We start from the raw sequence: 20526 nt of genomic DNA on the forward strand, positions 1-20526 counted from the left end.
ACGCGGACAATTTCCGGACAAATCCGGACAGGAATTGGACAGGGTGAGACAGCGGCGCCCCTTGCATGGACCGGCGCGCCCCGATATTGCAACATTATTACATTACTCAACCGTGAGCCTCCCAGATGAAACGCACGCTCCTGCTGACCGCGATCTCCGGTCACCTCCTCGCCGGCCTCGCCATCGCCCAGGAAACCGACACCCCGCGCATCGAGGCGCCCATCATCGTCACCGCGCCCGGACCCGCGCGCTCCAGCGACGAGCTGATCGGCAACGCCACCGCGCTCGACCGGGCTGATATCGTCAGCCGCCTCTCCGGCACGCTGGGCGATACGCTGTCAGGCGAGCCGGGCGTCTCCTCCACCTTCTTCGGCCAGGGCGCGAGCCGGCCTGTGCTGCGCGGCCTTGGCGCCGAGCGCGTGCAGGTGCTGACCAATGGCATCGGCGTGATCGATGTCTCCGCTGCCAGCCCGGACCACCAGGTCGCTGCAGACGGCATCGATGCCGACAAGATCGAAATCCTGCGCGGCCCGGCTGCCCTTGCCTATGGCGGACAGGCGATTGGCGGCGTGGTGAACGTGATCGACGGACTGATCGTAGACACCCTGCCCGAGCGCACGGTGAGCGGGGAAGCCTATGGCGCCTGGAACGGCGTTAACAGGGGCACCGAAGCAGGCGGGCGAGCCGCCTTCGTGGCCGGCCCGCTGGTCTTCACCCTCTCCGCCTCCCAGCGCGACTTTGGCGACTACAAGATCCCCGGCCTCGCCGAGTCCCGCCAGCTTCGCCACCGCGAGGAATTGGAGCATGAGGAGCACGACGACGAGGACGACGATCACGATCACGAGGAAGAGGCCGAAGTTTCTGGCCGCCTCCCCAATTCCTTCCTCGATACCGAAACCCTTGGTGGCGGCATCAGCTGGGTCGGCGAGCGGGCCTTTGCGGGCTTTGCCGTGCGCCAGCAGACCTCGAAATACGGCCTGCCGGGTCACTCGCACGCGCATGAAGAAGACCATGACGACGAAGATCATGAGGATGAGGATCATGATCATGACGAGGAAGCCTCGCCGTATGTGGATCTGAAACAGACCCGCTATGACTTCCGCGCCGGGATCAATCTGGATGGCCCCGTTCTGAAAGCCATCACCGGCACGCTGTCTTACTCCGACTACGAACATAGCGAGATCGAGGGCGATGAAGCCAGCTCCGTCTTCAAGACCGATGGCATCGAAGGCCGGATCGAACTTGACCATGCCCTTGCCGGATTTGAAGGCGCTGTGGGCGTTCAGTTCCTTGACAAATCCCTCGACGCGACCGGCGGCGAAGCCTTCCTGACACCGACCGACACGGCCTCCTGGGCTCTCTTCCTCTACGAGACCCGCGACTGGGATAACGGCTTCGGCATCGAAGGCGGCCTGCGCGTCGAGCAGCTGGAGCATGACAATGCCGACGCGGGCAAGGTCGAATTCGACCTCTACAGCGCCTCTGCCGGCGTTCACCAGCATTTCGGCGACGGATGGTTTGCCGGCGCGCAAATTGCCTATACCGAGCGCGGCCCGAACGAGAGCGAACTCTTCGCCTTCGGCCCCCACCTTGCCACCGAGCAGTTCGAGGTGGGCGACGCTTCCCTCAGCAAGGAAAAGGGCCTGAACCTGGAAGGCACCCTGCGCTGGCGGGGCGACCGGGCAAGCTTCGGCATGAACGTCTTCCACACAAGCTTCAGCGACTTCATCTATCTTGCCCCGGGCGCCATCGAGGAAGATGGCGAACTCGTGACCGAGGAAGACGGCCTGCCGGTCTTCACCTTCGTTCAGGATGACGCAACCCTTTATGGCGGCGAAATCTATGGCGAATACTACATCAACCAGGGCCCGCTGGGCGCCAACTGGAAGCTCCGTTCCGGGATTGATTATGTTCGCGGCGAACTCGACAGCGGCGGCAACCTGCCCTTCGTTCCGCCCCTGCGCGTGACAGCCGGCGCGGATGCCGACTGGCAGCGCGTCATGGTAGGCGCGAGCGTCGAGTGGGCAGACAATCAGCGCCGCGTGGGCGAAGACCAGCTTGGCACCAGCGACTATACGCTGCTCAACCTCAAGACCGCCCTGAAACTTTCCGAATACGGAATTGGCCGCGAGGGCACGCAGCTGTTCGTGGAAGTGCGCAATTTGACAGACGAAGAGGCCCGCCTCGCCACCTCCGTTCTGCGCGACACCGTGCCCCTGCCCGGCCGCAATGTCCGCGCGGGTCTGCGGTATACGTTCTGATCTCCGGGGGCGCCTGCGCCCTTCGGGCGCCCCTCACCTCCCACCGCCCATGGCGGTGGGCCTCTCCTCTCCCGGAGGGAGAGGGATTGGGACTTCACCTCAAGCGCAACGCCTAACCCCTCTCCCGCGAAGTGGGAGAGGGGGGCCCGCGCGCAACGCGCGGGGGAGGTGAGGGCCGCCAAGCCTGGGCGGAATGACAGGGCTAGACGTGGATCACGCGCCCTTCCGCGTCCAGCACCGCCTCATGCATCGTTTCTGATAGCGTGGGGTGCGGGAAAATGGTGTGGATGAGGTCGGCTTCCGTAAGCTCGCCCTGGCGCGCGATCACATAGCCCTGGATAAGCTCAGTGACTTCCGCGCCGATCATATGCGCGCCGAGCAGCTCGCCGGTTTTTTTGTCGAAGATGGTTTTCACCAGCCCATTCTCCGCCCCCAGAGCAATGGCCTTGCCATTGCCGATGAACGGGAAGCGGCCGACTTTGATGTCATAGCCCTTGGCTTTTGCAGCTGCTTCCGTCAGGCCCACGCTGGCGACCTGCGGATGGGAATAGGTGCAGCCGGCAATGTTTGACGCATCAAACGGCTCGGCATGGTTCTTTCCATGGATGCCTTCGACGCAGACGATGCCTTCATGGCTCGCCTTGTGCGCCAGCCAGGGCGGGCCAGTGAGATCGCCGATGGCATAGAGGCCGGGCACGCCCGTGCGACCGAAGCCATCAACGACAACATGCGTTTTCTCGATCTTCACGCCGAGCGCTTCGAGGCCGAGATTCTCCACATTGCCAACGATGCCGACGGCGAGGATGGCGCGGTCGAATTCCTTCGTTTCCTTCTTGCCGTCCTTCGTTGTGATTTCCGCCGTGAGCGTATCTTTTCCGGGTTTCAGGTTTTCCACCTTTGCGCCGGTGAGGATGTTCATGCCCTGCTTCTTGAAATCCTTCTCGGCGAGGCCGGAGATTTCCGCGTCTTCCACAGGGAGGATACGTTCCATCACTTCGGCGACGGTCACCTCGCTGCCCAGCTCATTGTAGAAACTCGCAAACTCGATGCCGATGGCGCCCGAACCGATAACGAGGAGGCGTTTGGGCATCACATCCGGCGTCATGGCCTCGCGATAGGTCCAGACGAGCTTGCCATCAGCTTTCAGGCCCGCCTGCGGAATATCGCGGGCGCGGGCGCCAGTCGCCAGCATGACATGTTTGGCCGTATACGGCGTATCCTTGCCATCCTTGCCCTTGACGATGACCCTGGGCGCAGGCGTGCCTTTCTCCAGCCGGGCCGTGCCCTCGATGACGTCGATCTTGTTCTTCTTCATCAGGAACTTGACGCCGCCCGAAAGCTGCGCAGCGACACCGCGCGAGCGTTTTACGACGGCCTCCAGATCGAAAGACGGATTCTCGATCTTCAGGCCGAAAGATTTGGCATGCTTGGCAAGATGGAGCACTTCGGCTGAGCGCAGCAGCGCCTTGGTCGGGATACAGCCCCAGTTGAGGCAGATGCCGCCGAGGCTCTCGCGCTCGACAATCGCCGTCTTCATGCCGAGCTGGCTCGCCCGGATCGCCGCAACATAGCCGCCGGGACCGGAGCCGATAACGATGAGGTCGTATTGGGTGGACATTCGTGTTTCCCTTCCCTGTCATCCCGGCCGCAGCAAAGCGGAGAGCCGGGACCTTGTTAATTGGCCGACGAAGGTCCCGGATAAGCGCTGCGCGCTTTCCGGGATGACACGTCCTTCAGAGCAGCATCGCCTCAGGCGTCTCCACATAGCGCTTGAACGCGGCGAGCCATTTGGCGCCCTCTGCCCCGCCGATGACGCGGTGGTCGCAGGTCAGCGTGACGCTCATGACCGTCCGCACAACGACATTGCCCTTCTCGTCCACCACTGGGCGTTTCTCTCCCGCGCCGACCGAGAGGATCATGCCTTCGGGCGGGTTGATGATCGAGGCGAAGGATTTGATGCCGAACATGCCGAGGTTCGAGATCGAGAAGGTACCGCCCATATATTCCTGCGGCTTCAGCTTGCGTTCGCGCGCGCGGGTGGCGAGGTCTTTCATCTCTTCTGAGATTTCTGCGAGGCCTTTGGATTCGGCCTTGAAGATTACCGGCGTGATCAGGCCACCCTCGACTGCGACCGCGACCGAGATGTTAGCGTGCTTGTGATAGGCGATGCCTTTGTCCGTGAACGACGCATTGCAATCGGGCTCATCGATCAGGGCGAGCGCGGCGGCCTTGATCAACAGGTCATTGACCGACACCTTCACGCCTTCGCGCGCCGCATTGTTGATGGCCGTGCGGCTGCTCAGCAGATTGTCGAGCGTGATGTCCACATTCAGCGGGAAATGCGGCACCTGCATGAAGCTCTGCGTCAGGCGCCTCGCGACCGTCTTGCGCATGCCGTCGAGCGGTTTGAGCTCATAGGTATCGGGCGCATAGACGCGGTCGTCGAGGACCTGCGGCAGGATGAGACCATCGGGCGAAGCGGGTGCGGCAGAGCCAGCAGAGGCGGCCTGGGCGCCGGGCTTGGCGGCTTCCACATCGCGTTTGATGATGCGGCCATGCGGGCCGGAGCCTTTGAGGGCCTTGAGATCAATGCCCTTATTGGCCGCGATACGCTTGGCCAGCGGTGAGGCCTTCAGGCGTGCGCCGTCATCAGACTTTGCCGGCGCGGCAGCCTTGACGGGCTCTGGCTTTGACTCTTCCTTTTTGGGCTCGGGTTTCTTCTCTTCGGCTTTCTTTTCTTCAGCCTTCGGAGCGTCTTCCTTCTTTTCGTCTTTCTTGGGCGCAGCGTCCGCAGACGGCGGCTTCACCGAAGACGCATCTTCACCGTCTTCCGCCAGCACGGCGATGACGGCGTTGACCTTTACGCCTTCAGACCCCTCGGGCACGACGATCTTGGCGACCGTGCCTTCATCGACGGCTTCGACTTCCATCGTCGCCTTGTCGGTCTCGATTTCAGCAATAATGTCGCCAGACTTGACGCTGTCGCCTTCCTTGACGAGCCATTTGGCCAGCGTCCCCTCTTCCATCGTGGGGCTCAGCGCGGGCATGGTGATGTTGATGGCCATGCTAGTTGTCCTCCACAATCTTTGGTGATCCATAGCACGCGAAGCGCAAATTCCATTCCCGAGCGTTAAGAACATACATCTCTAGTGAACGGATAGATTCTGTAATATCTGGAGCACTCTGCGCAATGTTCTCTACAAGCTGCTCCTTGCAAAAGGAGGAATCTGAAGACTGCCGCACAAACTCATCAACACCGGCGCCAAGTGCCTCAATCAACTCGTCAGCAAAGCTGAAATAGATTGGATTACAGCTAACACTTCTGATCGCCTCCCCACCGCTCTCCTGAAAGTCCATTGTCAACTCGTCGCCGTCAAACAGCCAACGCTTTGCCAGCCATAGCTTGTCCGCTGGCAGCACCGACCGAGCGTCTTGCAGGTTATCTACCTTGGCAAAGAGGCTATCCCACATAACACACCTTCTTCGCCGCCTCGACAATATCATCCGCATTCGGAAGGCTGAGCGCCTCCAGGTTTGCGGCGTAGGGCAACGGCACATCTTTCTGGTGGACGCGGACCGGGGGCGCGTCGAGATAGTCGAAGGCTTCGGCCACCGCCGTCGCCGCGATCTCTGCGCCGACGCCCATGAAGCGCCAGCCTTCCTCGCAGCAGACGAGGCGGTTGGTTTTCTTCACGCTCTCGATCACGGTGTCGGTGTCGAGCGGGCGCAGGGTGCGCAGGTCGATCACTTCGGCGCTGATACCTTCTTCGGCGAGGCGCTCGGCCGCCTGCAGGGCAAAGCCGACCATGCGGGAATGGGCCACCAGGGTAACATCCGTACCCTCACGTTTCACCGCCGCCTTGCCGATGGGGACGATATAATCCTCCACATCCGGCACCGGGAAGGTTTGGCCATAGAGCAGTTCATGCTCCAGGAAGACGACCGGGTTGGGATCGCGGATCGCGGCCTTCAGCAGGCCCTTTGCATCGGCCGCGTCATAGGGCGCGATGACTTTCAGGCCGGGGATTTGGGCGTACCAGGCTGAATAATCCTGGCTGTGCTGGGCGCCGACGCGGCTGGCCGCGCCATTGGGCCCGCGGAACACGATGGGGCAGCCCATCTGGCCGCCGGACATATACAGCGTCTTGGCCGCAGAGTTGATGATCTGGTCAATCGCCTGCATGGCGAAGTTGAAGGTCATGAACTCAACAATCGGACGCAGGCCCGCAAAGGCGGCGCCGACGCCAAGGCCGGCAAAGCCATGCTCCGTGATCGGCGTATCGACCACGCGGCGATCCCCGAATTCCTGCAGCAGTTCACGGGTCACCTTATAGGCCCCCTGATACTGGGCCACTTCCTCGCCCATCACAAAGACGCGCTCATCCTTACGCATCTCTTCGGCCATCGCATCGCGCAGCGCGTCGCGCACCGTGGTGTCTGTGAAGGTGGTGCCTTCGGGCAGTGAGGGGTCTTTGACGATTGCCGCGCGCGGCTGTTCCGGCGCCTTGGGCTTAGGGTCTTCCTCTTCCGGAACGGCTTTCTTCGCCTCTTTCACGTCGCCTTCTTCGGACTTGGCCTCGGCCTTGTCTTCCTTCGGCCTGGAAGGCGCGGCTTTCGACACGTCTTCTCCGTCAGCGGCGAGTACGGCGATGACGGCGTTGACCTTCACCCCTTCGGTGCCTTCGGGCACGACGATCTTTGCCAGAACGCCTTCATCAACGGCTTCGACTTCCATCGTCGCCTTGTCGGTTTCGATTTCGGCGATCACGTCACCGGACTTGATGGCATCGCCCTCTTTCTTCAGCCATTTGGAGAGGGTGCCCTCTTCCATGGTCGGCGACAGCGCAGGCATAAGGATGTCTACGGACATTAATTAACTCCGGAAAACGGAAGAATTTGCAGGAAGATCATAATCAGCCCGGCGACGCCCGCAAAAAAGGCGAGCGTGCGAAGGACCGGCACTCCGAACCAGTAGAGCGGCGCAAAAGCGAGCCGCGCAAAAAAGAAAACCGCGCAGCCAAGCGCGGTCCATTGGTTGGTGCGTTCACTGACCACGGCTACGAGTACGAGCGGCACAAACATGCACATTGCCTCGACCATATTGGCGGTCGCGCGCTTGGCCCGCCCCATGGCTGGCCCATAGGCGGGAAGATTATCCCGCGGGCCAAGCAGTTCCTTCGGCGAATACTGGCGGTTGCCCGCCACCACTTCCCCAAGGATGTAAATAAAGAACAGGATCGCTGTCGCTGACAGCCAGGAAAGCTCCGGGCTCATCATGCGTCCTCTTCAATCAGAACGTCCGTCCACAGCTCGCCTGGATCAGGCTCCGGGCTCTCCAGGGAGAAGTCGGCCGCCTCTTTCACGATGGCCTTGATCTCGTTGTCGATCTTCTTGAGATCGTCTTCGGTGGCGTGACCCAGCTCCAGGATCTGGCCTTTTAGGCCCTCGATGGGATCATGATGCGAGCGAATATCGTCCACCTCTTCCCGCTTGCGATACTTTGCGGGGTCAGACATCGAGTGGCCACGATAGCGGTAGGTCTTCATCTCGAGGATATAGGGGCCCTTGCCGCTGCGCGCATGCTTGACGGCCTTCTCGCCCGCCTCGCGCACCGCCAGCACGTCCATCCCGTCAACTTCTTCGCCTTCGATCTCGAAGGAGATGCCGCGCTTGAAGAGTTCCGTCTCCGAAGCGTGACGCTCAACGCTCGTGCCCATCGCGTACATGTTGTTCTCGATGACGTAGACGACCGGCAGCTTCCACAGGGAGGCCATGTTGAACGCTTCGTAGACCTGGCCCTGATTGGCCGCGCCATCGCCGAAATAGGCAAGGCTGACATTATCGTTGCCGCGATACTTGTTGGCGAAGGCGAGCCCCGTGCCCAGCGGCACCTGCGCGCCGACGATGCCGTGGCCGCCATAGAAGTTCTTCTCTTTCGAGAACATGTGCATGGAGCCGCCCTTGCCGCGGGAATAGCCGCCGACCCGTCCGGTCAGCTCTGCCATCACGCCATTGGGGTCCATGCCGCAGGCCAGCATATGGCCGTGGTCGCGGTAACCGGTGATGACCTGGTCACCTTCCTTCAGGCAGGCCTGCATGCCGGTAACGACCGCTTCCTGCCCGATATAGAGGTGGCAGAAGCCGGCGATCTTGCCCATGCCGTAAAGCTGACCGGCCTTTTCCTCGAAACGCCGGATCAGCAGCATCTCCCGGTAGAAGGCAAGCATTTCTGCCTTGGTCGCTTTTATGGGTGCCTTTTTTGCACTCTTTGGTTTTGTTGCCATAACGATGTGCCTCCCAGAGGCCTTTATGTCGCCGCAATATTGCAACGACAAGTCAGAGCATCGTTGTCAATTTGCAGAGCTGCGCTCGGGTGTGAGGAGAACGATCTCTCCCGGATATACGAAAGCGAGCTTATCACGGGCGAGCGCTTCCACATAATCGGGGTCTACCGAGCCCGGCGTCAGCCGCCGGATGTCTACGCGGAGGCGATCAATATCCTGTTGAATTTCAGCCAGATCGGTCTTCCGGCTTTCCAATTCGATCTGGGCATCCGTCCAACGGCCCAGCCCCTTCTCCCCCGCGAAGGCGTGGAAGGCAAAGTAGAGCACCAGAAGACTGAGCCCGAGGGCCTGAAGCCGTGAAACCATGCTTCATCCATGCCGCGCGTTGGTTAAGGCTTGATGACCATTAATGCCGGAGCCGGTTCCATAAACAGTTCGGGGCCCCGCAGGGCCCCGAATATCAGGTGTTTTCAGGCCAGATCAGCCAGCATTGATGCGGGCAAGGCCGGCATACATGGCGATGGGGCCCAGTTCTTCCTCGATCCGAATCAGCTGGTTGTACTTGGCGATCCGGTCAGACCGGCTGAGCGAGCCCGTTTTGATCTGGCCGCAATTGGTGGCCACAGCGAGGTCGGCAATCGTCGAATCCTCGGTTTCGCCCGAACGGTGGGACATGACGGCGGTGTAACCATGCAGGTGGGCCAGTTCAACCGCATCCAGCGTCTCGGAAAGCGTGCCGATCTGGTTGACCTTCACGAGGATGGAGTTGGCCGCGCCCTTCTGCAGGCCGATGGCCAGGCGGTCAGGGTTGGTCACGAACAGGTCATCGCCGACGAGCTGCACCCGGTCGCCCAGCATTTCGGTCAGCGCGATCCAGCCGTCCCAGTCGTCTTCGGCCATGCCGTCCTCGATGGAGAGAATCGGATAGCGGCCGCAGAGATCGGCGAGATACTTGGCGAACTCATCGGAAGAGAGCGACTTGCCCTCGCCGGACAGCTCATACTTGCCGTTCTTGAAGAATTCGGTGGAGGCCGCATCGAGGGCGAGCGCAATGTCTTCGCCGGGGCGATAGCCTGCTTTCTCGATGGACTTCATGATGAAGCCGATGGCCTCGTCTGTGGAGGCAAGGTTGGGCGCAAAGCCGCCTTCATCGCCGACATTGGTGTTGTGGCCAGCGTCATGCAGCGTCTTCTTCAGCGCGTGGAACACTTCCGCGCCCATGCGCACGGCGTCCGAGATGCTCTCGGCGCTGACCGGCATGATCATGAATTCCTGGATGTCGATCGGGTTGTCGGCATGGGCGCCGCCATTGATGATGTTCATCATCGGGGTCGGCAGGATGCGGGCATTGGCGCCGCCGAGATAGCGATAGAGTGGCAGGGCAGACGATTCGGCCGCTGCCTTGGCCACGGCCAGCGACACGCCGAGAATCGCATTGGCGCCGAGGCGGGATTTGTTGTCCGTGCCGTCCAGATCGATCATCAGCGTGTCGATCAGGCGCTGGTCGGTGGCGTCCATGCCGGCCAGTTCGTTGCAGATCTCGCCGTTGACGGCCTCAACCGCCTTCAGGACGCCCTTGCCATTATAGCGGCTCTTGTCGCCGTCGCGCTGCTCATGGGCCTCGTAAGCGCCCGTCGAAGCGCCCGAGGGCACAGCGGCGCGGCCCGTCGAGCCGTCGTCCAGCGTGACATCGACTTCGACCGTCGGATTGCCGCGGCTGTCGAGAATTTCGCGGGCGTGAATGTCGATGATTTCGCTCATGGAGGATGTCCCCTTACCGGCGTTTTGCGTGCAAATGAAAAGCGCCCCCTGCGAGGTGCAGGAGGCGCCGGAACCCTTAGGCTGGTGCGCTTATCAGCGCAACCGGGGCGAACTAGATTTCGTCGCTCGGCTCGAGGATCTGCTTGCCGCGATACATGCCGGTTTTCAGGTCAATGTGGTGCGGACGGCGAAGTTCACCCGAGTTCGCGTCTTCGATGTAGGTGTTCATCGCCAGACGGTCATGCGAGCGGCGCATGCGGGTGCGCGATTTCGATTTCTTACTCTTGGGGACTGCCATGGCACTGCTTCCGGAATCTGGTGGGTCCGCGCCCAATTGGGACGGCGGGAAAGCGCGCCTGTTAACGCAGGCAAATGAGGATGGCAAGCACGAAACGGCATCAATTTCAGCGCCCGCTGGCTTATCCCCCGCAAATACAAAATGGCCGGCCAATAAGGCCGGCCAAGGTATGCAAGAAGGACGTCAGCCCTTTGCCCTGGCAATCTGCCGGATTGGCTCTGCGCTGACAGCTTCAGTTAATAAGGGATTGAGTCTGAATATTGGCGCAGCGGTGTTGTTATTTGGGGTTCACATTGGCGATCACTCGCCCATGTGGGGAAATGCAGCCGGTTGCCGGAGAATGGCCTGCAACCACCGGAACGGCCCGCGCAGCCATATCCCTGCGGCGCGCCCCCGGCATCAGTCTTCCTCGGGGCGCGTGAAAATCGCCTCGAGACTACGCAAATTCATCCCGTTTTTCAGGTAGTTAGCCGGCGTCAGGTTTACCGCCTTGATGACGCCGCGCTCCACTTCGATCCCCTGCCCGCTCTCGGCCGGCACCAGGTCGAAATCGAGAATGTTGATACAGCCGGTATCCTGCTCGAAACCCGCGCTGGCGCCCAGCGGCGCGCCGATCACATCCGCCAGCAGCATCCGGTTCACGACTTCGTGTGCCACAACCAGCGCCGTCGCCCAGCCCGGCCGCAGCAAAAGCGCCGCCAGCCCCTCGCGGATGCGAATCAGTGCGTCGGCGAATCGCTCCCCGCCCGGCAGGAAGGCCGCCTCCGGCTCTCCCGCCTGCTCGAAGGTGAATGTCATCACGGCGGCCAGATGCTCGGCTGAATGAAAATCCATGTAGCTGCCCGAGCGCAGCTCGCCGAAACGGGGGTCTTCCTCCAGCGGCGGCGCATTGGGATGCTCGGCCAGCACGAACTCCGCCGTCTGCCGCGTCCGCGCGAGGCCGGAACAGAGGGCAAGGTCGAAATGCACTTCCGAGAGGGCAATCCCGGCGGCGCGCGCTTCCTCAACGCCCCGCTCGGTCAGCGTGGCCACCTTCGGATCGCGCGCGGCGCGCACGGCAGCGGACGTATAGTCCACAAAGCCGTGCCGCATCAGATAGATGCGCCGCCGCCCGGTGGTGCCGGGCAGCGCGCTCATCAACGCGAAACGCCCCAGTCTTTCAGGATCGCTTCCGTATGCTCACCCAGGCCCGGCGGACGGCCCTGGATGGCGCCCGGCGTTTCGGAGAAGCGCGGCGCCGGCGCGGGCTGAACCACGCCTTCGATCTCGACGAAGGTACCGCGATCGACATTGTGCTTGTAGCTCGGCGCATCGGCCATTGAGAGCACCGGCGCATAGCAGATGTCGGTGCCTTCCATGATGGCGTTCCACTCGGCCTGGGTCTTGGTCTTGATGACGGCCATGACCTTCTGCTTCAGCTCGGGCCATTTGGACTTGTCCATCTGGGCATCAAAGGCGGCATCGGTGAGGCCAGCCTTCTCCCGCAGGATCGCATAGAATTGCGGCTCGATGGAGCCGATGGACACCCACTTGCCGTCCTTGGTCTCATAGGTGTCGTAGAAGTGCGCCCCGCCATCGAGCATGTTGGCCTCGCGGTCGTCGGTCCACACGCCCATGGCGCGCATGCCCCAGAACATCGCCGTCAGCGAGGCGGCGCCGTCAGACATTGCCACATCAATCACCTGGCCCTTGCCGCCATTCTTCACATTGATGATCGCTGCCAGAACCCCCATCGCCAGATACAGCGCGCCGCCACCATAATCGCCCACAAGGTTGAGCGGCGGGCGCGGACGGCCATCGCCATCGCCCATCGCATGCAGCGCGCCAGTGATCGCAATGTAGTTGAGGTCGTGGCCGGCCGAATGCGAGAGCGCGCCGGTCTGGCCCCAGCCGGTCATACGGCCATAGACGAGCTTCGGATTACGCGCGAGCGCCACATCCGGGCCCAGCCCGTTGCGCTCCATCACGCCGGGACGGAATCCCTCGATCAGGGCGTCGGCCTGCGCGATCAGCTTCAGGGCAACTTCCACGTCTGCCGGGTCTTTCAGGTTCAGCCCGATCGACCGGCGGCCACGGCCCACGACATCTTCGGCGCGGCCCGGCTTGCCATTGCCCGGACGGTCGATGCGGATCACATCCGCGCCCATATCCGACAACAGCATACCGCAGAACGGCCCAGGCCCGATGCCCGCAAATTCCACAATTCTGACGCCCGCGAGCGGTCCCTGAGCCATGAGATGTCTCCCTGATGTCCTGTTTGTAATGGTCGAATTAGCGGAACTTTAAGGGGGCTCGGCGCAAAAGGAAGGGGTGCCGCAGCGTCGCTCGCGGCCATTGTGTACGAGTTTTCAGCAAGTATTCAGGCGCGTATCCGCATGCTGGATTTTTCCTTCTACGACCCGCCCATCGAGGTCGCCGCCAGCAGCCCCCGTCTGGAAATGATCGTGTCGCGCCTGAAATCCGCTGGCCTGCGCCCCTACATCGCCCCTGCCGATATAGACTTCTCTGCCGCCGACCCGTTGCTGGTGGACATGGCAAGCGGGGCCCCCGAAACCCTCGAACGCCTGCGCCGCGCCGCCATGATTGGGGGCGTCCCGCGCCAGATCGTGCTGCTGAACACCTCCGGCCAGAGCGCGCCCCGGCCTGAGGGCGCGCTGCACCTGCGGCTCGACAAGGATCTCTCCACCCTGCGCAGCCGCCTTGCTGCGCTGGCCCGCCGCGCCAGCCGCCTGCGGGAAGCCGCCATCCGCCGCGCCACTGCCGAAGGGCTGGGGGCAAAGCTGCCACCGGCAGATGTCAATGCCGTGCCCGCGCTGCTCTATCTGGGCGATGGATCGCCTTTCTTCCTGTCGCTGCAGGGCGCCCTGCGCCAGCGCGGCGTGGAGATCACCGCCGCCCTTTCCCGCCCCACCGCGCGCCAGCACATGACCAGCAAGCGCTTCGCCGCCGCGCTGATCGATCTCAGCATGGCGCATGAAGACGCCAGCGGCATGGGCCGCTGGATTTCCGAGGAAGATGGCCTTGCGGGCCTGCCGCTGATCGTCATCAGCCGTCCGCAGGCAGAGTTTACCGAGCGTGAGCTTGCCCTGCTGAGCCACGCGACCGACATCATCGATCCGGCAACGGATGATGACGCTATCGTCACAGCAGTGGAGGCCCAATGCCGCCGCCTGCACGCGAGCGCGCCGATGATGCCCCTGCCGGGCCTTTCTGCTCTGACGGTCACCGACCTTGCCACCGGCCTCTTCACACGCGGCTTCTTCGAGGCCCACCTGCCCCGCCAGATGCAGATTGCACAGGAACAGGCCGAGGCGCTTTCAGTGCTCACCCTGCGGCTGCCGCCTGAAATGGCCAAGTCCATTCCGGCGCAGAAAATCGCGGGTGAAGTGATCGCCCGGCAGATTCGCGATACCGACTGCGCCGCCCTCGCTGAGCCCGGCATGTTCGTCATTTCCCTGCCCGCAACCCCCTATCGCGGCGGCGTGCGCCTTGCCGAACGTATCGGCGAAGCAATGGACCGCGCCGGAAATCCGGAAAATCTAAGCTGGCGCGTCACAGAACGGCGCAATTACCATACGCCGCAAACGCTGATCTCAACGGCCCTTATCGGCCCCTTCGTGCGCACACGGATTGCCGCGTAGCTCCGGCCAAACAGTGCGCCTCTCATCCTGAGCGAAGTCGAAGGATGGCCAAAATGCGGTGCGAGCCCCGGCTCGTCCTTCGACTTCGCTCAGGATGAGCCGTTCGCCGTAACTGCCATGGCTTAATCCTCGCTAAGCAGGCCGCTTTTCATCGGCTTTTTCCATTTGTCTTCCGGCGCGGCCGCCTGGCGTGAGGGCATCGCCGCCACGGCATCCGTCGAAGCGGGCGAGACGATGCCGCAGGCCGCTTCCAGTTCACGCAGGAAGGCCTTGGCGCCGGAAAGACGCCGCTCCGGCGTGCCGCCGAGGCCGGAATGTACCAGTTTGGAATCCGGGCGCAATTTCATCTGCGCGGGCCGTGTGCGGACGATCTGCATCAGCTTCTGAGGGTCCATCACGGTGTCCGGCCGGAAGGCGAACACCGCCCCCTTCTCCCCGGCATCCAGCTTGGAAATGCCCAGCGCCTTGCACGACACCTTGATTGCGGTCACGTCCAGCAACTGCCGCGTCTCATTCGGCAGCGGGCCAAACCGGTCGATCAGCTCCGCGGCAAAAGCTTCGCGGTCCTGCGCCGTTACGATGTCCGACAGGCGACGGTAAAGCGACAAGCGCACGTTGAGATCATCCACATAATCTTCCGGGATCAGCACCGCGACGCCCAGATTGATCTGCGGCGACCAATCGTCCGCCACATCCGCCTCGTCCGTCGCCCCAGCGCGCAGCGCCTTCACGGCGTCTTCCAGCATCGACTGGTAAAGCTCGACGCCCACCTCTTTCACCTGGCCAGACTGCTGATCACCGAGCAGGTTGCCCGCTCCGCGCATGTCGAGATCATGGCTCGCCAGTTGGAAGCCCGCGCCAAGGGAGTCGAGCGATTGCAGCACTTTCAGCCGCTTCTCCGCGCTCTCGGTGATCACCTTGTCCTTGGGCGTGGTAAAGTATGCATACGCACGAAGTTTGGACCGGCCAACCCGCCCGCGCAGCTGATAAAGCTGGGCCAGGCCAAACATGTCGGCGCGGTGGATGAGCAGCGTGTTCGCGCGCGGAATATCAAGCCCGCTTTCGACAATCGTGGTCGAGAGCAGCACATCATACTTGCCCTCGTAGAAGGCGGTCATGATGTCTTCCAGTTCGCCTGCCGCCATCTGGCCATGCGCCACGATGAAGGACACCTCCGGCACATGCGTGCGCAGGAAGTTTTCCAGCTTGTCGAGATCGGTGATGCGCGGCGCCACATAGAAGGCCTGCCCGCCGCGATACTTCTCGCGCAGCAGCGCTTCGCGCAGCGTGACGGTATCTTCTTCGGTGATGTAGGTACGCACCGACAGCCGGTCCACGGGGGGCGTTGCAATGATCGAGAGATCGCGAATGCCGGTCAGCGCCATCTGCAACGTACGCGGAATAGGCGTCGCCGACAGCGTCAGAACGTGTACGTCCGATTTCAGCTCTTTCAGGCGCTCCTTGTGCTTCACGCCGAAACGCTGCTCCTCGTCCACGATCATCAGGCCGAGGCGTTTGAACTTCATGTCCTTGCTGAGCACGGCATGGGTGCCGACCACCACATCCACCGTGCCTTCGGCAAGGCCATCGCGCGTCTCCGCCGCCTCGCGCGCGCCGACAAAACGCGACAGCGGGCGCACATTCAGCGGCCAGCCGGCAAAACGTTCCTGGAAGGTCTTGAAGTGCTGGCGGGCGAGCAGCGTGGTCGGCGCGATCACGGCCACCTGCTTGCCGTTCATCGCCGCCACGAAGGCGGCGCGCAGCGCAACTTCCGTCTTGCCAAAGCCCACATCGCCGCAGACGAGCCGGTCCATCGGCTTGCCGGAGGAAAGGTCTGCCAGCACGTCCTCAATGGCCGAAAGCTGGTCGTCGGTTTCCTCGTAAGGGAAGCGCGCGGCAAATTCTTCGTAGAGGCCCTGCCCGCTCTGCACGGCGTCGGCGCGCTTGAGTTCGCGGGCCGCTGCGATGGCCATGAGTTCGGCGGCCATTTCCAGAATGCGCTTCTTGGCCTTGGCCTTGCGCGTCTGCCAGCCGGCCCCGCCCAGCTTGTCGAGTTGGCCTTCGGCATCCTCAGAGCCATACCGGCTGATCAGATCGATATTCTCTACCGGGATGAAAATCATGTCCCCGCCGGAATATTCCAGCTGCAGACAGTCATGCGGCGCGCCGGTTACTTCGAGCGTTTTCAGGCCCACATATTTGCCCACGCCATGATCGACGTGAACCACAAGATCGCCCGGCGTCAGAGAGGTGGCGTCCGTAATGAAGCTCGCCGACTTCCGCTTGCGGCGCGGGGCGGCCAGGCGGTCGCCCAGCACGTCGGCTTCCGAAATCATCGCCAGATCCGGAAGATTGAACCCTTCCTCGATCGGCACTTCGGCCACCGTGAAGTCGGTCTTCTTCGCCGCCTCCAGCGTGTGCACCTGCGCCAGCCCCGTCAGCCCGTGATCGGTCAGCACATTGATCAGGCGGTCGGCAGAGCCGGTCGACCAGGCCGCAAACACAACGGGCTTGCCGCTGGCATAAAGCGCGCGCGCATGGGCAATCACGGTCTCGAAGATGTTCTCGTCCGTCCTCAGACGTTCAGGTGCAAAGTCGCGGCCCCGGCGCCCGCCCATGTCAAACGTGTTGGGCGAAGGCTCTGCCGGCGAGAAACGCACAACGGCATGCGTCGCCAGAAGGTTGTCGAGTTCTTCAACGTCGAGATAAAGCCGCCCCGGCGGCAGAACGCGCGCCTTGCGGATGTCCCCGCCGCCCGCTTCCAGGCGGGCGGCGTAATAGTCGGCGGCCTGCGCCAGACGCTCATGCGCCGCCTCGCTGGAAAGATGGCCCAGCGCGAAAAGGGCGCCCTCGCCGACATAGTCAAACAGCGTATCAAGGCGCGGATGGAACAGCGCCAGCCAGGATTCCACGCCCTGCCGGCGGATCGAGGCGCGCGCGGCCTCATACATCTGATCGCCCGAAGGCGGCCCGAATGTTTCCAGAAACCGGTCGCGGAAGGCGGCCAGCACATTGTCATTGAACAGGATCTCGCTGACCGGCGCAAAGGTCACCGCCTCGGCCTTGCCGGTGGAACGCTGCGTCTCGGTGTCGAAGGTGCGGATCGTCTCCAGCACATCGCCGAAAAAGTCGAGCCGGAAAGGCTCTCCGGCGGTCGGCGGGAAGATATCGATGATCCCTCCGCGCACGGCATATTCGCCCTGCTCCCGCACCGTGCCGGCACGGATATAGCCATTGAAGGCCAGGTATTCGGTCAGCTCATTCGCCTTCACCGTCTCGCCCGTCCGGATCGAGAGGGAGGCCTTTCTCAGCGTCTCCACTGGCGCGGCGCGCTGCACCAGCGAGCCGGCCGTGGTGATCACCAGCAGGGGCCCCTGTGCCTTCTCATAGCGCGAGATGCAGGCAAGCCCCGCGCAGCGCCGCGCGGCCACCGCCGGCGTGGGGCTGATCCGGTCATACGGCAACACATCCCAGCCCGGCAGGTCCACCTGCTCCAGCCTCGGCGCCGCAAACAGCGCCATCCGCCGCGCCGCCTGCGCCAGCCGGTCGTCCCGCGCCACATAGACGCCGATCCCGCCCCGCTTCTGCAGCGCCTCGCAGAATGTGATCAGGTCCGCGCCAAATGGCGCGCCAGCAAAAGCGGAAGGGCCGCTCAAGGATGAAAGGACATCAGCGGGGGTCATGGGCATCTCTTGTTCAGGTGGCTGGCCCTGGCGGGGTCAGCCACCTCTGGGGGCGTAGCGGAAGCCGATCAGCTGGTCCAGCACCGGGCCCTTATGTTTGTCAGGCACCGGCTCCTGCCCCACCAGCCAGGCAAAGATCTCCCAGTCGGGCACCTCCAGCAGGCGCTCGAACTCATCCAGCCCTTCTTGGCTCATCGTGCCGAGGGCTTCGTCGGCAAAACTGCCCATCAGAAGGTCCAGCTCCCGGAAGCCCCGTCTCCAGGCGCGGAATTTCAGCTTGCTGCGGCGGGTATCGTCCATGAAGCCTCTGGTCCTTCTGCAAGCCGGGCAAAACTCCAACGCCGTTGGAGTTTTCCTGGAGTTTTTGGCCCGCCCGTTGGAGGACGGTTGGAGTTTTTCGCGCCCTTATCCACGGGACAGGCGCGCGGCTATCCACCTAGTTTCGCTGCCCCCGAAAGGCAATTGAAGCGCGGCAGATTGTTCGCTGGCCCGGCGCCGCGTAAGCTCCCCGCCGATGCGAGACGAGCGCCTTAACCCCTTGTTTGAACGGCTTGAAGCGCTCAGCGGCGTGGGCCCGAAACTGACCCCGCTTCTCCAGAAGCTGGTGGACGGGAAGACCGTATGGGATCTGCTCCTCCACCTGCCCGACCGCTGGCTGGACCGGCGCGTGCGGGAGAGCTTTGCCGATACCGTGGCCGGCGAAATTGCCACCGTCCAGGGCGAGGTCCACGCCTACCATCAGCCCTTCAACGACCGCTCCCCGCACCGCGTCCAACTCGTTGATTCCAGTGGCTTTCTGACCCTCGCTTTCTTCCGCGCAGACCCGCGCTGGATCAAATCCCAGTTCCCCGTGGGCGCCATGCGGATCGTTTCCGGCAAGGTCGAGGAGTATCGCGGCGAACGCCAGATCACCCATCCGGACTTCGTGATCGACCCGGCCAAAGGCGAGACCCCGCCCATCGTAGAGCCGATCTATCCGCTCACCGCCGGGCTCACCAATCGCCGTGTCCACACGCTGATCCTGCAGGCGCTGCAACACGTTCCGGCAGACCTGCCGGAATGGGCAGACAAGCATCTGGTTGCCCAGAAAGGCTGGCCGGCCTTCCGCGAAGCCCTCGTCTGGCTGCATGATCCGCCCGCCTATGACGAAGACCGCTTCGCGCTGGCGCGGGAGCGGCTGGCCTATGACGAAGCCTTGGCGCGCGAGTCTGCTTTCGCCCTGGCCCAGGCCGCCCGCCGCCTGCGGCCCGCCCCGATCATCAAGGCGCCGCCCAGGGCCGTGAACCGCCTGATCGACGCGCTGCCCTACCGGCCGACGGGCGCGCAGATGCGCGCAGCCGCTGACATCAGCTCCGACATGGCGCGCGGCTATCCCATGCGCCGCCTGCTGCAGGGCGATGTGGGCTCCGGCAAGACGCTGGTGGCTGCTTTTGCCGCTGTGGAGGCCGCCGCCGCAGGCTTCCAGTCAGTGTTCATGGCGCCGACCGAAGTGCTGGCCCGCCAGCAGTTCGACACGCTCGACACCCTTCTCGCGCCGCTCGGCTACACGGTCGCCGCGCTCTCGGGCCGGGACCGCGGCGCGGCGCGCGAAGCGACCCTGATGGGCCTCGCCGACGGCTCCATCCAGATCGCGGCAGGCACCCACGCCCTCTTTCAGGAAGCGGTCAGCTTCCGCAATCTCGGCCTGATCATCGTGGACGAACAGCACCGCTTCGGTGTGTCGGACCGGATGAAACTCGCCGGCAAGGCCGAAAGCCCGCATATGCTGGTGATGAGCGCCACGCCCATCCCGCGCACGCTGGCGCAGGCCGTCCATGGCGATCTGGACGTGTCGATCCTCGACGAAAAGCCGCCGGGGCGCAAACCTGTGGAAACCCGCGCGGTACCCGACACGCGCCTGGAAGACGTAATCGAGGCCATCGGCCGCGCCCTGAAGCGAGGTGAGCGCGCTTTCTGGGTCTGCCCGCGTGTGGATGTGGATGACGACGATTCCTCTGCGGTGGCGCGCCATGCGGCGCTGGAAGATGAGCTGAACGTCAAGGCAGGGCTCGTCCATGGCCGGATGAAACCCGCCGAAAAGGATACCGCGCTGGAAGATTTCCGCACCGGCAAAACCCGCATCCTGGTGGCCACGACCGTGATCGAGGTGGGCGTGGATGTTCCCGAGGCGACGATCATGGTGATCGAGCGCGCCGAAGGCTTCGGCCTTGCCCAGCTTCACCAGCTGCGCGGACGTGTCGGCCGGGGCGACAAGCCCGCCTTCTGCATCCTGCTCTACCGCCCGCCGCTGGGCGAGACCGCGCGCGAACGCCTGGACACCCTGCGGCGCACTGAAGATGGGTTTGAAATTGCCGAGGCCGATTTCCGCCTGCGCGGCGCCGGAGACATTCTCGGCGTGCGCCAGGCCGGGGCTACCGACTATCGCGTGATCGACCTCGCCAAACACGGGGCCCTGCTGGAGATTGCCCGCAAGGACGCTGAGGCCGTGCTGGCGGGTGATCCGGACCGGAAAGGCGAACGCTGGCAGGCCCTGCGCATCGCGCGGGAACTGCTGACGCCGAAACTGGCCCAGGGGCCGGAAAGCGGCTCCTGAAACCG

The 20526-nt window shown here is 63.2% G+C and carries 16 protein-coding genes; 3 read left to right on the top strand and 13 right to left on the bottom strand.

The features are described from left to right. Nucleotides 1-125 precede the first annotated feature (125 nt). Nucleotides 126-2261, top strand: coding sequence for a TonB-dependent receptor (locus ACQKI2_RS16230; protein WP_427380669.1), 2136 nt, complete (start codon nucleotides 126-128; stop codon nucleotides 2259-2261). A 202-nt stretch (nucleotides 2262-2463) separates the two neighbouring features. On the opposite strand, the gene lpdA is transcribed toward ACQKI2_RS16230, so the two are convergent. The 11 genes from lpdA to ACQKI2_RS16285 form a co-directional block, all read right to left on the bottom strand. Next, a complete protein-coding gene (gene lpdA / locus ACQKI2_RS16235) occupies nucleotides 2464-3879 on the bottom strand; it encodes a dihydrolipoyl dehydrogenase (protein ID WP_427380670.1) in 1416 nt (471 codons plus the stop codon). Between the two features lie 115 nt (nucleotides 3880-3994). Continuing rightward, entirely contained in the window at nucleotides 3995-5326 is a 1332-nt protein-coding gene (locus tag ACQKI2_RS16240; protein WP_427380671.1) for a pyruvate dehydrogenase complex dihydrolipoamide acetyltransferase, read from the bottom strand. Nucleotide 5327: 1 nt separating this feature from the next. Continuing rightward, a complete protein-coding gene (locus ACQKI2_RS16245; protein ID WP_427380672.1) occupies nucleotides 5328-5732 on the bottom strand; it encodes a hypothetical protein in 405 nt (134 codons plus the stop codon). Beyond that, on the bottom strand, nucleotides 5722-7131 hold the full coding sequence (locus ACQKI2_RS16250) for a pyruvate dehydrogenase complex E1 component subunit beta (protein WP_427380673.1): 1410 nt from the start codon (nucleotides 7129-7131) through the stop codon (nucleotides 5722-5724). The genes ACQKI2_RS16245 and ACQKI2_RS16250 overlap by 11 nt, the downstream gene beginning before the upstream one ends. Next, nucleotides 7131-7538, bottom strand: coding sequence for an MAPEG family protein (locus ACQKI2_RS16255; RefSeq protein ID WP_427380674.1), 408 nt, complete (start codon nucleotides 7536-7538; stop codon nucleotides 7131-7133). The genes ACQKI2_RS16250 and ACQKI2_RS16255 overlap by 1 nt, the downstream gene beginning before the upstream one ends. Further along, on the bottom strand, nucleotides 7535-8545 hold the full coding sequence (gene pdhA / locus ACQKI2_RS16260) for a pyruvate dehydrogenase (acetyl-transferring) E1 component subunit alpha (RefSeq protein WP_427380675.1): 1011 nt from the start codon (nucleotides 8543-8545) through the stop codon (nucleotides 7535-7537). Before pdhA ends, ACQKI2_RS16255 begins: the two co-directional genes overlap by 4 nt. A 66-nt stretch (nucleotides 8546-8611) precedes the next feature. Beyond that, nucleotides 8612-8911 carry an FtsB family cell division protein gene (locus tag ACQKI2_RS16265; protein WP_427380676.1) on the bottom strand — a complete coding sequence of 100 codons (300 nt, stop codon included), beginning with the start codon at nucleotides 8909-8911 and terminating at the stop codon, nucleotides 8612-8614. A 114-nt stretch (nucleotides 8912-9025) separates the two neighbouring features. Beyond that, a complete protein-coding gene (gene eno / locus ACQKI2_RS16270) occupies nucleotides 9026-10306 on the bottom strand; it encodes a phosphopyruvate hydratase (protein WP_427380677.1) in 1281 nt (426 codons plus the stop codon). Nucleotides 10307-10418: 112 nt separating this feature from the next. Beyond that, entirely contained in the window at nucleotides 10419-10604 is a 186-nt protein-coding gene (gene rpmF, locus ACQKI2_RS16275) for a 50S ribosomal protein L32 (protein WP_035595912.1), read from the bottom strand. Nucleotides 10605-11003: 399 nt separating this feature from the next. Next, nucleotides 11004-11741: a histidine phosphatase family protein gene (locus ACQKI2_RS16280; RefSeq protein WP_427380680.1), complete on the bottom strand. Its 738-nt coding sequence runs from the start codon at nucleotides 11739-11741 to the stop codon at nucleotides 11004-11006. Then, on the bottom strand, nucleotides 11741-12838 hold the full coding sequence (locus ACQKI2_RS16285; protein WP_427380681.1) for a CaiB/BaiF CoA transferase family protein: 1098 nt from the start codon (nucleotides 12836-12838) through the stop codon (nucleotides 11741-11743). The genes ACQKI2_RS16280 and ACQKI2_RS16285 overlap by 1 nt, the downstream gene beginning before the upstream one ends. A gap of 141 nt (nucleotides 12839-12979) precedes the next feature. On the opposite strand from ACQKI2_RS16285, the gene ACQKI2_RS16290 reads away from it, so the two are divergent. Continuing rightward, entirely contained in the window at nucleotides 12980-14245 is a 1266-nt protein-coding gene (locus ACQKI2_RS16290; protein WP_427380682.1) for a hypothetical protein, read from the top strand. A 122-nt stretch (nucleotides 14246-14367) separates the two neighbouring features. On the opposite strand, the gene mfd is transcribed toward ACQKI2_RS16290, so the two are convergent. Both mfd and ACQKI2_RS16300 read right to left on the bottom strand, forming a co-directional pair. Continuing rightward, entirely contained in the window at nucleotides 14368-17928 is a 3561-nt protein-coding gene (gene mfd / locus ACQKI2_RS16295; RefSeq protein WP_427380683.1) for a transcription-repair coupling factor, read from the bottom strand. 36 nt (nucleotides 17929-17964) lie between these two features. After that, complete coding sequence (locus tag ACQKI2_RS16300; protein ID WP_427380684.1) at nucleotides 17965-18228, bottom strand: succinate dehydrogenase assembly factor 2; 264 nt, start codon at nucleotides 18226-18228, stop codon at nucleotides 17965-17967. 214 nt (nucleotides 18229-18442) lie between these two features. On the opposite strand from ACQKI2_RS16300, the gene recG reads away from it, so the two are divergent. Continuing rightward, nucleotides 18443-20521, top strand: coding sequence for an ATP-dependent DNA helicase RecG (gene recG, locus ACQKI2_RS16305; protein ID WP_427380685.1), 2079 nt, complete (start codon nucleotides 18443-18445; stop codon nucleotides 20519-20521). Nucleotides 20522-20526 lie beyond the last annotated feature (5 nt).

It is taken from the genome of Hyphomonas sp. NPDC076881, assembly GCF_050269995.1.
Taxonomy (GTDB): domain Bacteria; phylum Pseudomonadota; class Alphaproteobacteria; order Caulobacterales; family Hyphomonadaceae; genus Hyphomonas.

Bases quoted from the DNA above. Each gene is read 5' to 3' on its own strand.
- ACQKI2_RS16230 (WP_427380669.1), top strand. From the start codon at position 126: ATGAAACGCACGCTCCTGCTGACCGCGATCTCCGGTCACCTCCTCGCC.
- lpdA (WP_427380670.1), bottom strand. From the start codon at position 3,879: ATGTCCACCCAATACGACCTCATCGTTATCGGCTCCGGTCCCGGCGGC.
- ACQKI2_RS16240 (WP_427380671.1), bottom strand. From the start codon at position 5,326: ATGGCCATCAACATCACCATGCCCGCGCTGAGCCCCACGATGGAAGAG.
- ACQKI2_RS16245 (WP_427380672.1), bottom strand. From the start codon at position 5,732: ATGTGGGATAGCCTCTTTGCCAAGGTAGATAACCTGCAAGACGCTCGG.
- ACQKI2_RS16250 (WP_427380673.1), bottom strand. From the start codon at position 7,131: ATGTCCGTAGACATCCTTATGCCTGCGCTGTCGCCGACCATGGAAGAG.
- ACQKI2_RS16255 (WP_427380674.1), bottom strand. From the start codon at position 7,538: ATGATGAGCCCGGAGCTTTCCTGGCTGTCAGCGACAGCGATCCTGTTC.
- pdhA (WP_427380675.1), bottom strand. From the start codon at position 8,545: ATGGCAACAAAACCAAAGAGTGCAAAAAAGGCACCCATAAAAGCGACC.
- ACQKI2_RS16265 (WP_427380676.1), bottom strand. From the start codon at position 8,911: ATGGTTTCACGGCTTCAGGCCCTCGGGCTCAGTCTTCTGGTGCTCTAC.
- eno (WP_427380677.1), bottom strand. From the start codon at position 10,306: ATGAGCGAAATCATCGACATTCACGCCCGCGAAATTCTCGACAGCCGC.
- rpmF (WP_035595912.1), bottom strand. From the start codon at position 10,604: ATGGCAGTCCCCAAGAGTAAGAAATCGAAATCGCGCACCCGCATGCGC.
- ACQKI2_RS16280 (WP_427380680.1), bottom strand. From the start codon at position 11,741: ATGAGCGCGCTGCCCGGCACCACCGGGCGGCGGCGCATCTATCTGATG.
- ACQKI2_RS16285 (WP_427380681.1), bottom strand. From the start codon at position 12,838: ATGGCTCAGGGACCGCTCGCGGGCGTCAGAATTGTGGAATTTGCGGGC.
- ACQKI2_RS16290 (WP_427380682.1), top strand. From the start codon at position 12,980: ATGCTGGATTTTTCCTTCTACGACCCGCCCATCGAGGTCGCCGCCAGC.
- mfd (WP_427380683.1), bottom strand. From the start codon at position 17,928: ATGACCCCCGCTGATGTCCTTTCATCCTTGAGCGGCCCTTCCGCTTTT.
- ACQKI2_RS16300 (WP_427380684.1), bottom strand. From the start codon at position 18,228: ATGGACGATACCCGCCGCAGCAAGCTGAAATTCCGCGCCTGGAGACGG.
- recG (WP_427380685.1), top strand. From the start codon at position 18,443: ATGCGAGACGAGCGCCTTAACCCCTTGTTTGAACGGCTTGAAGCGCTC.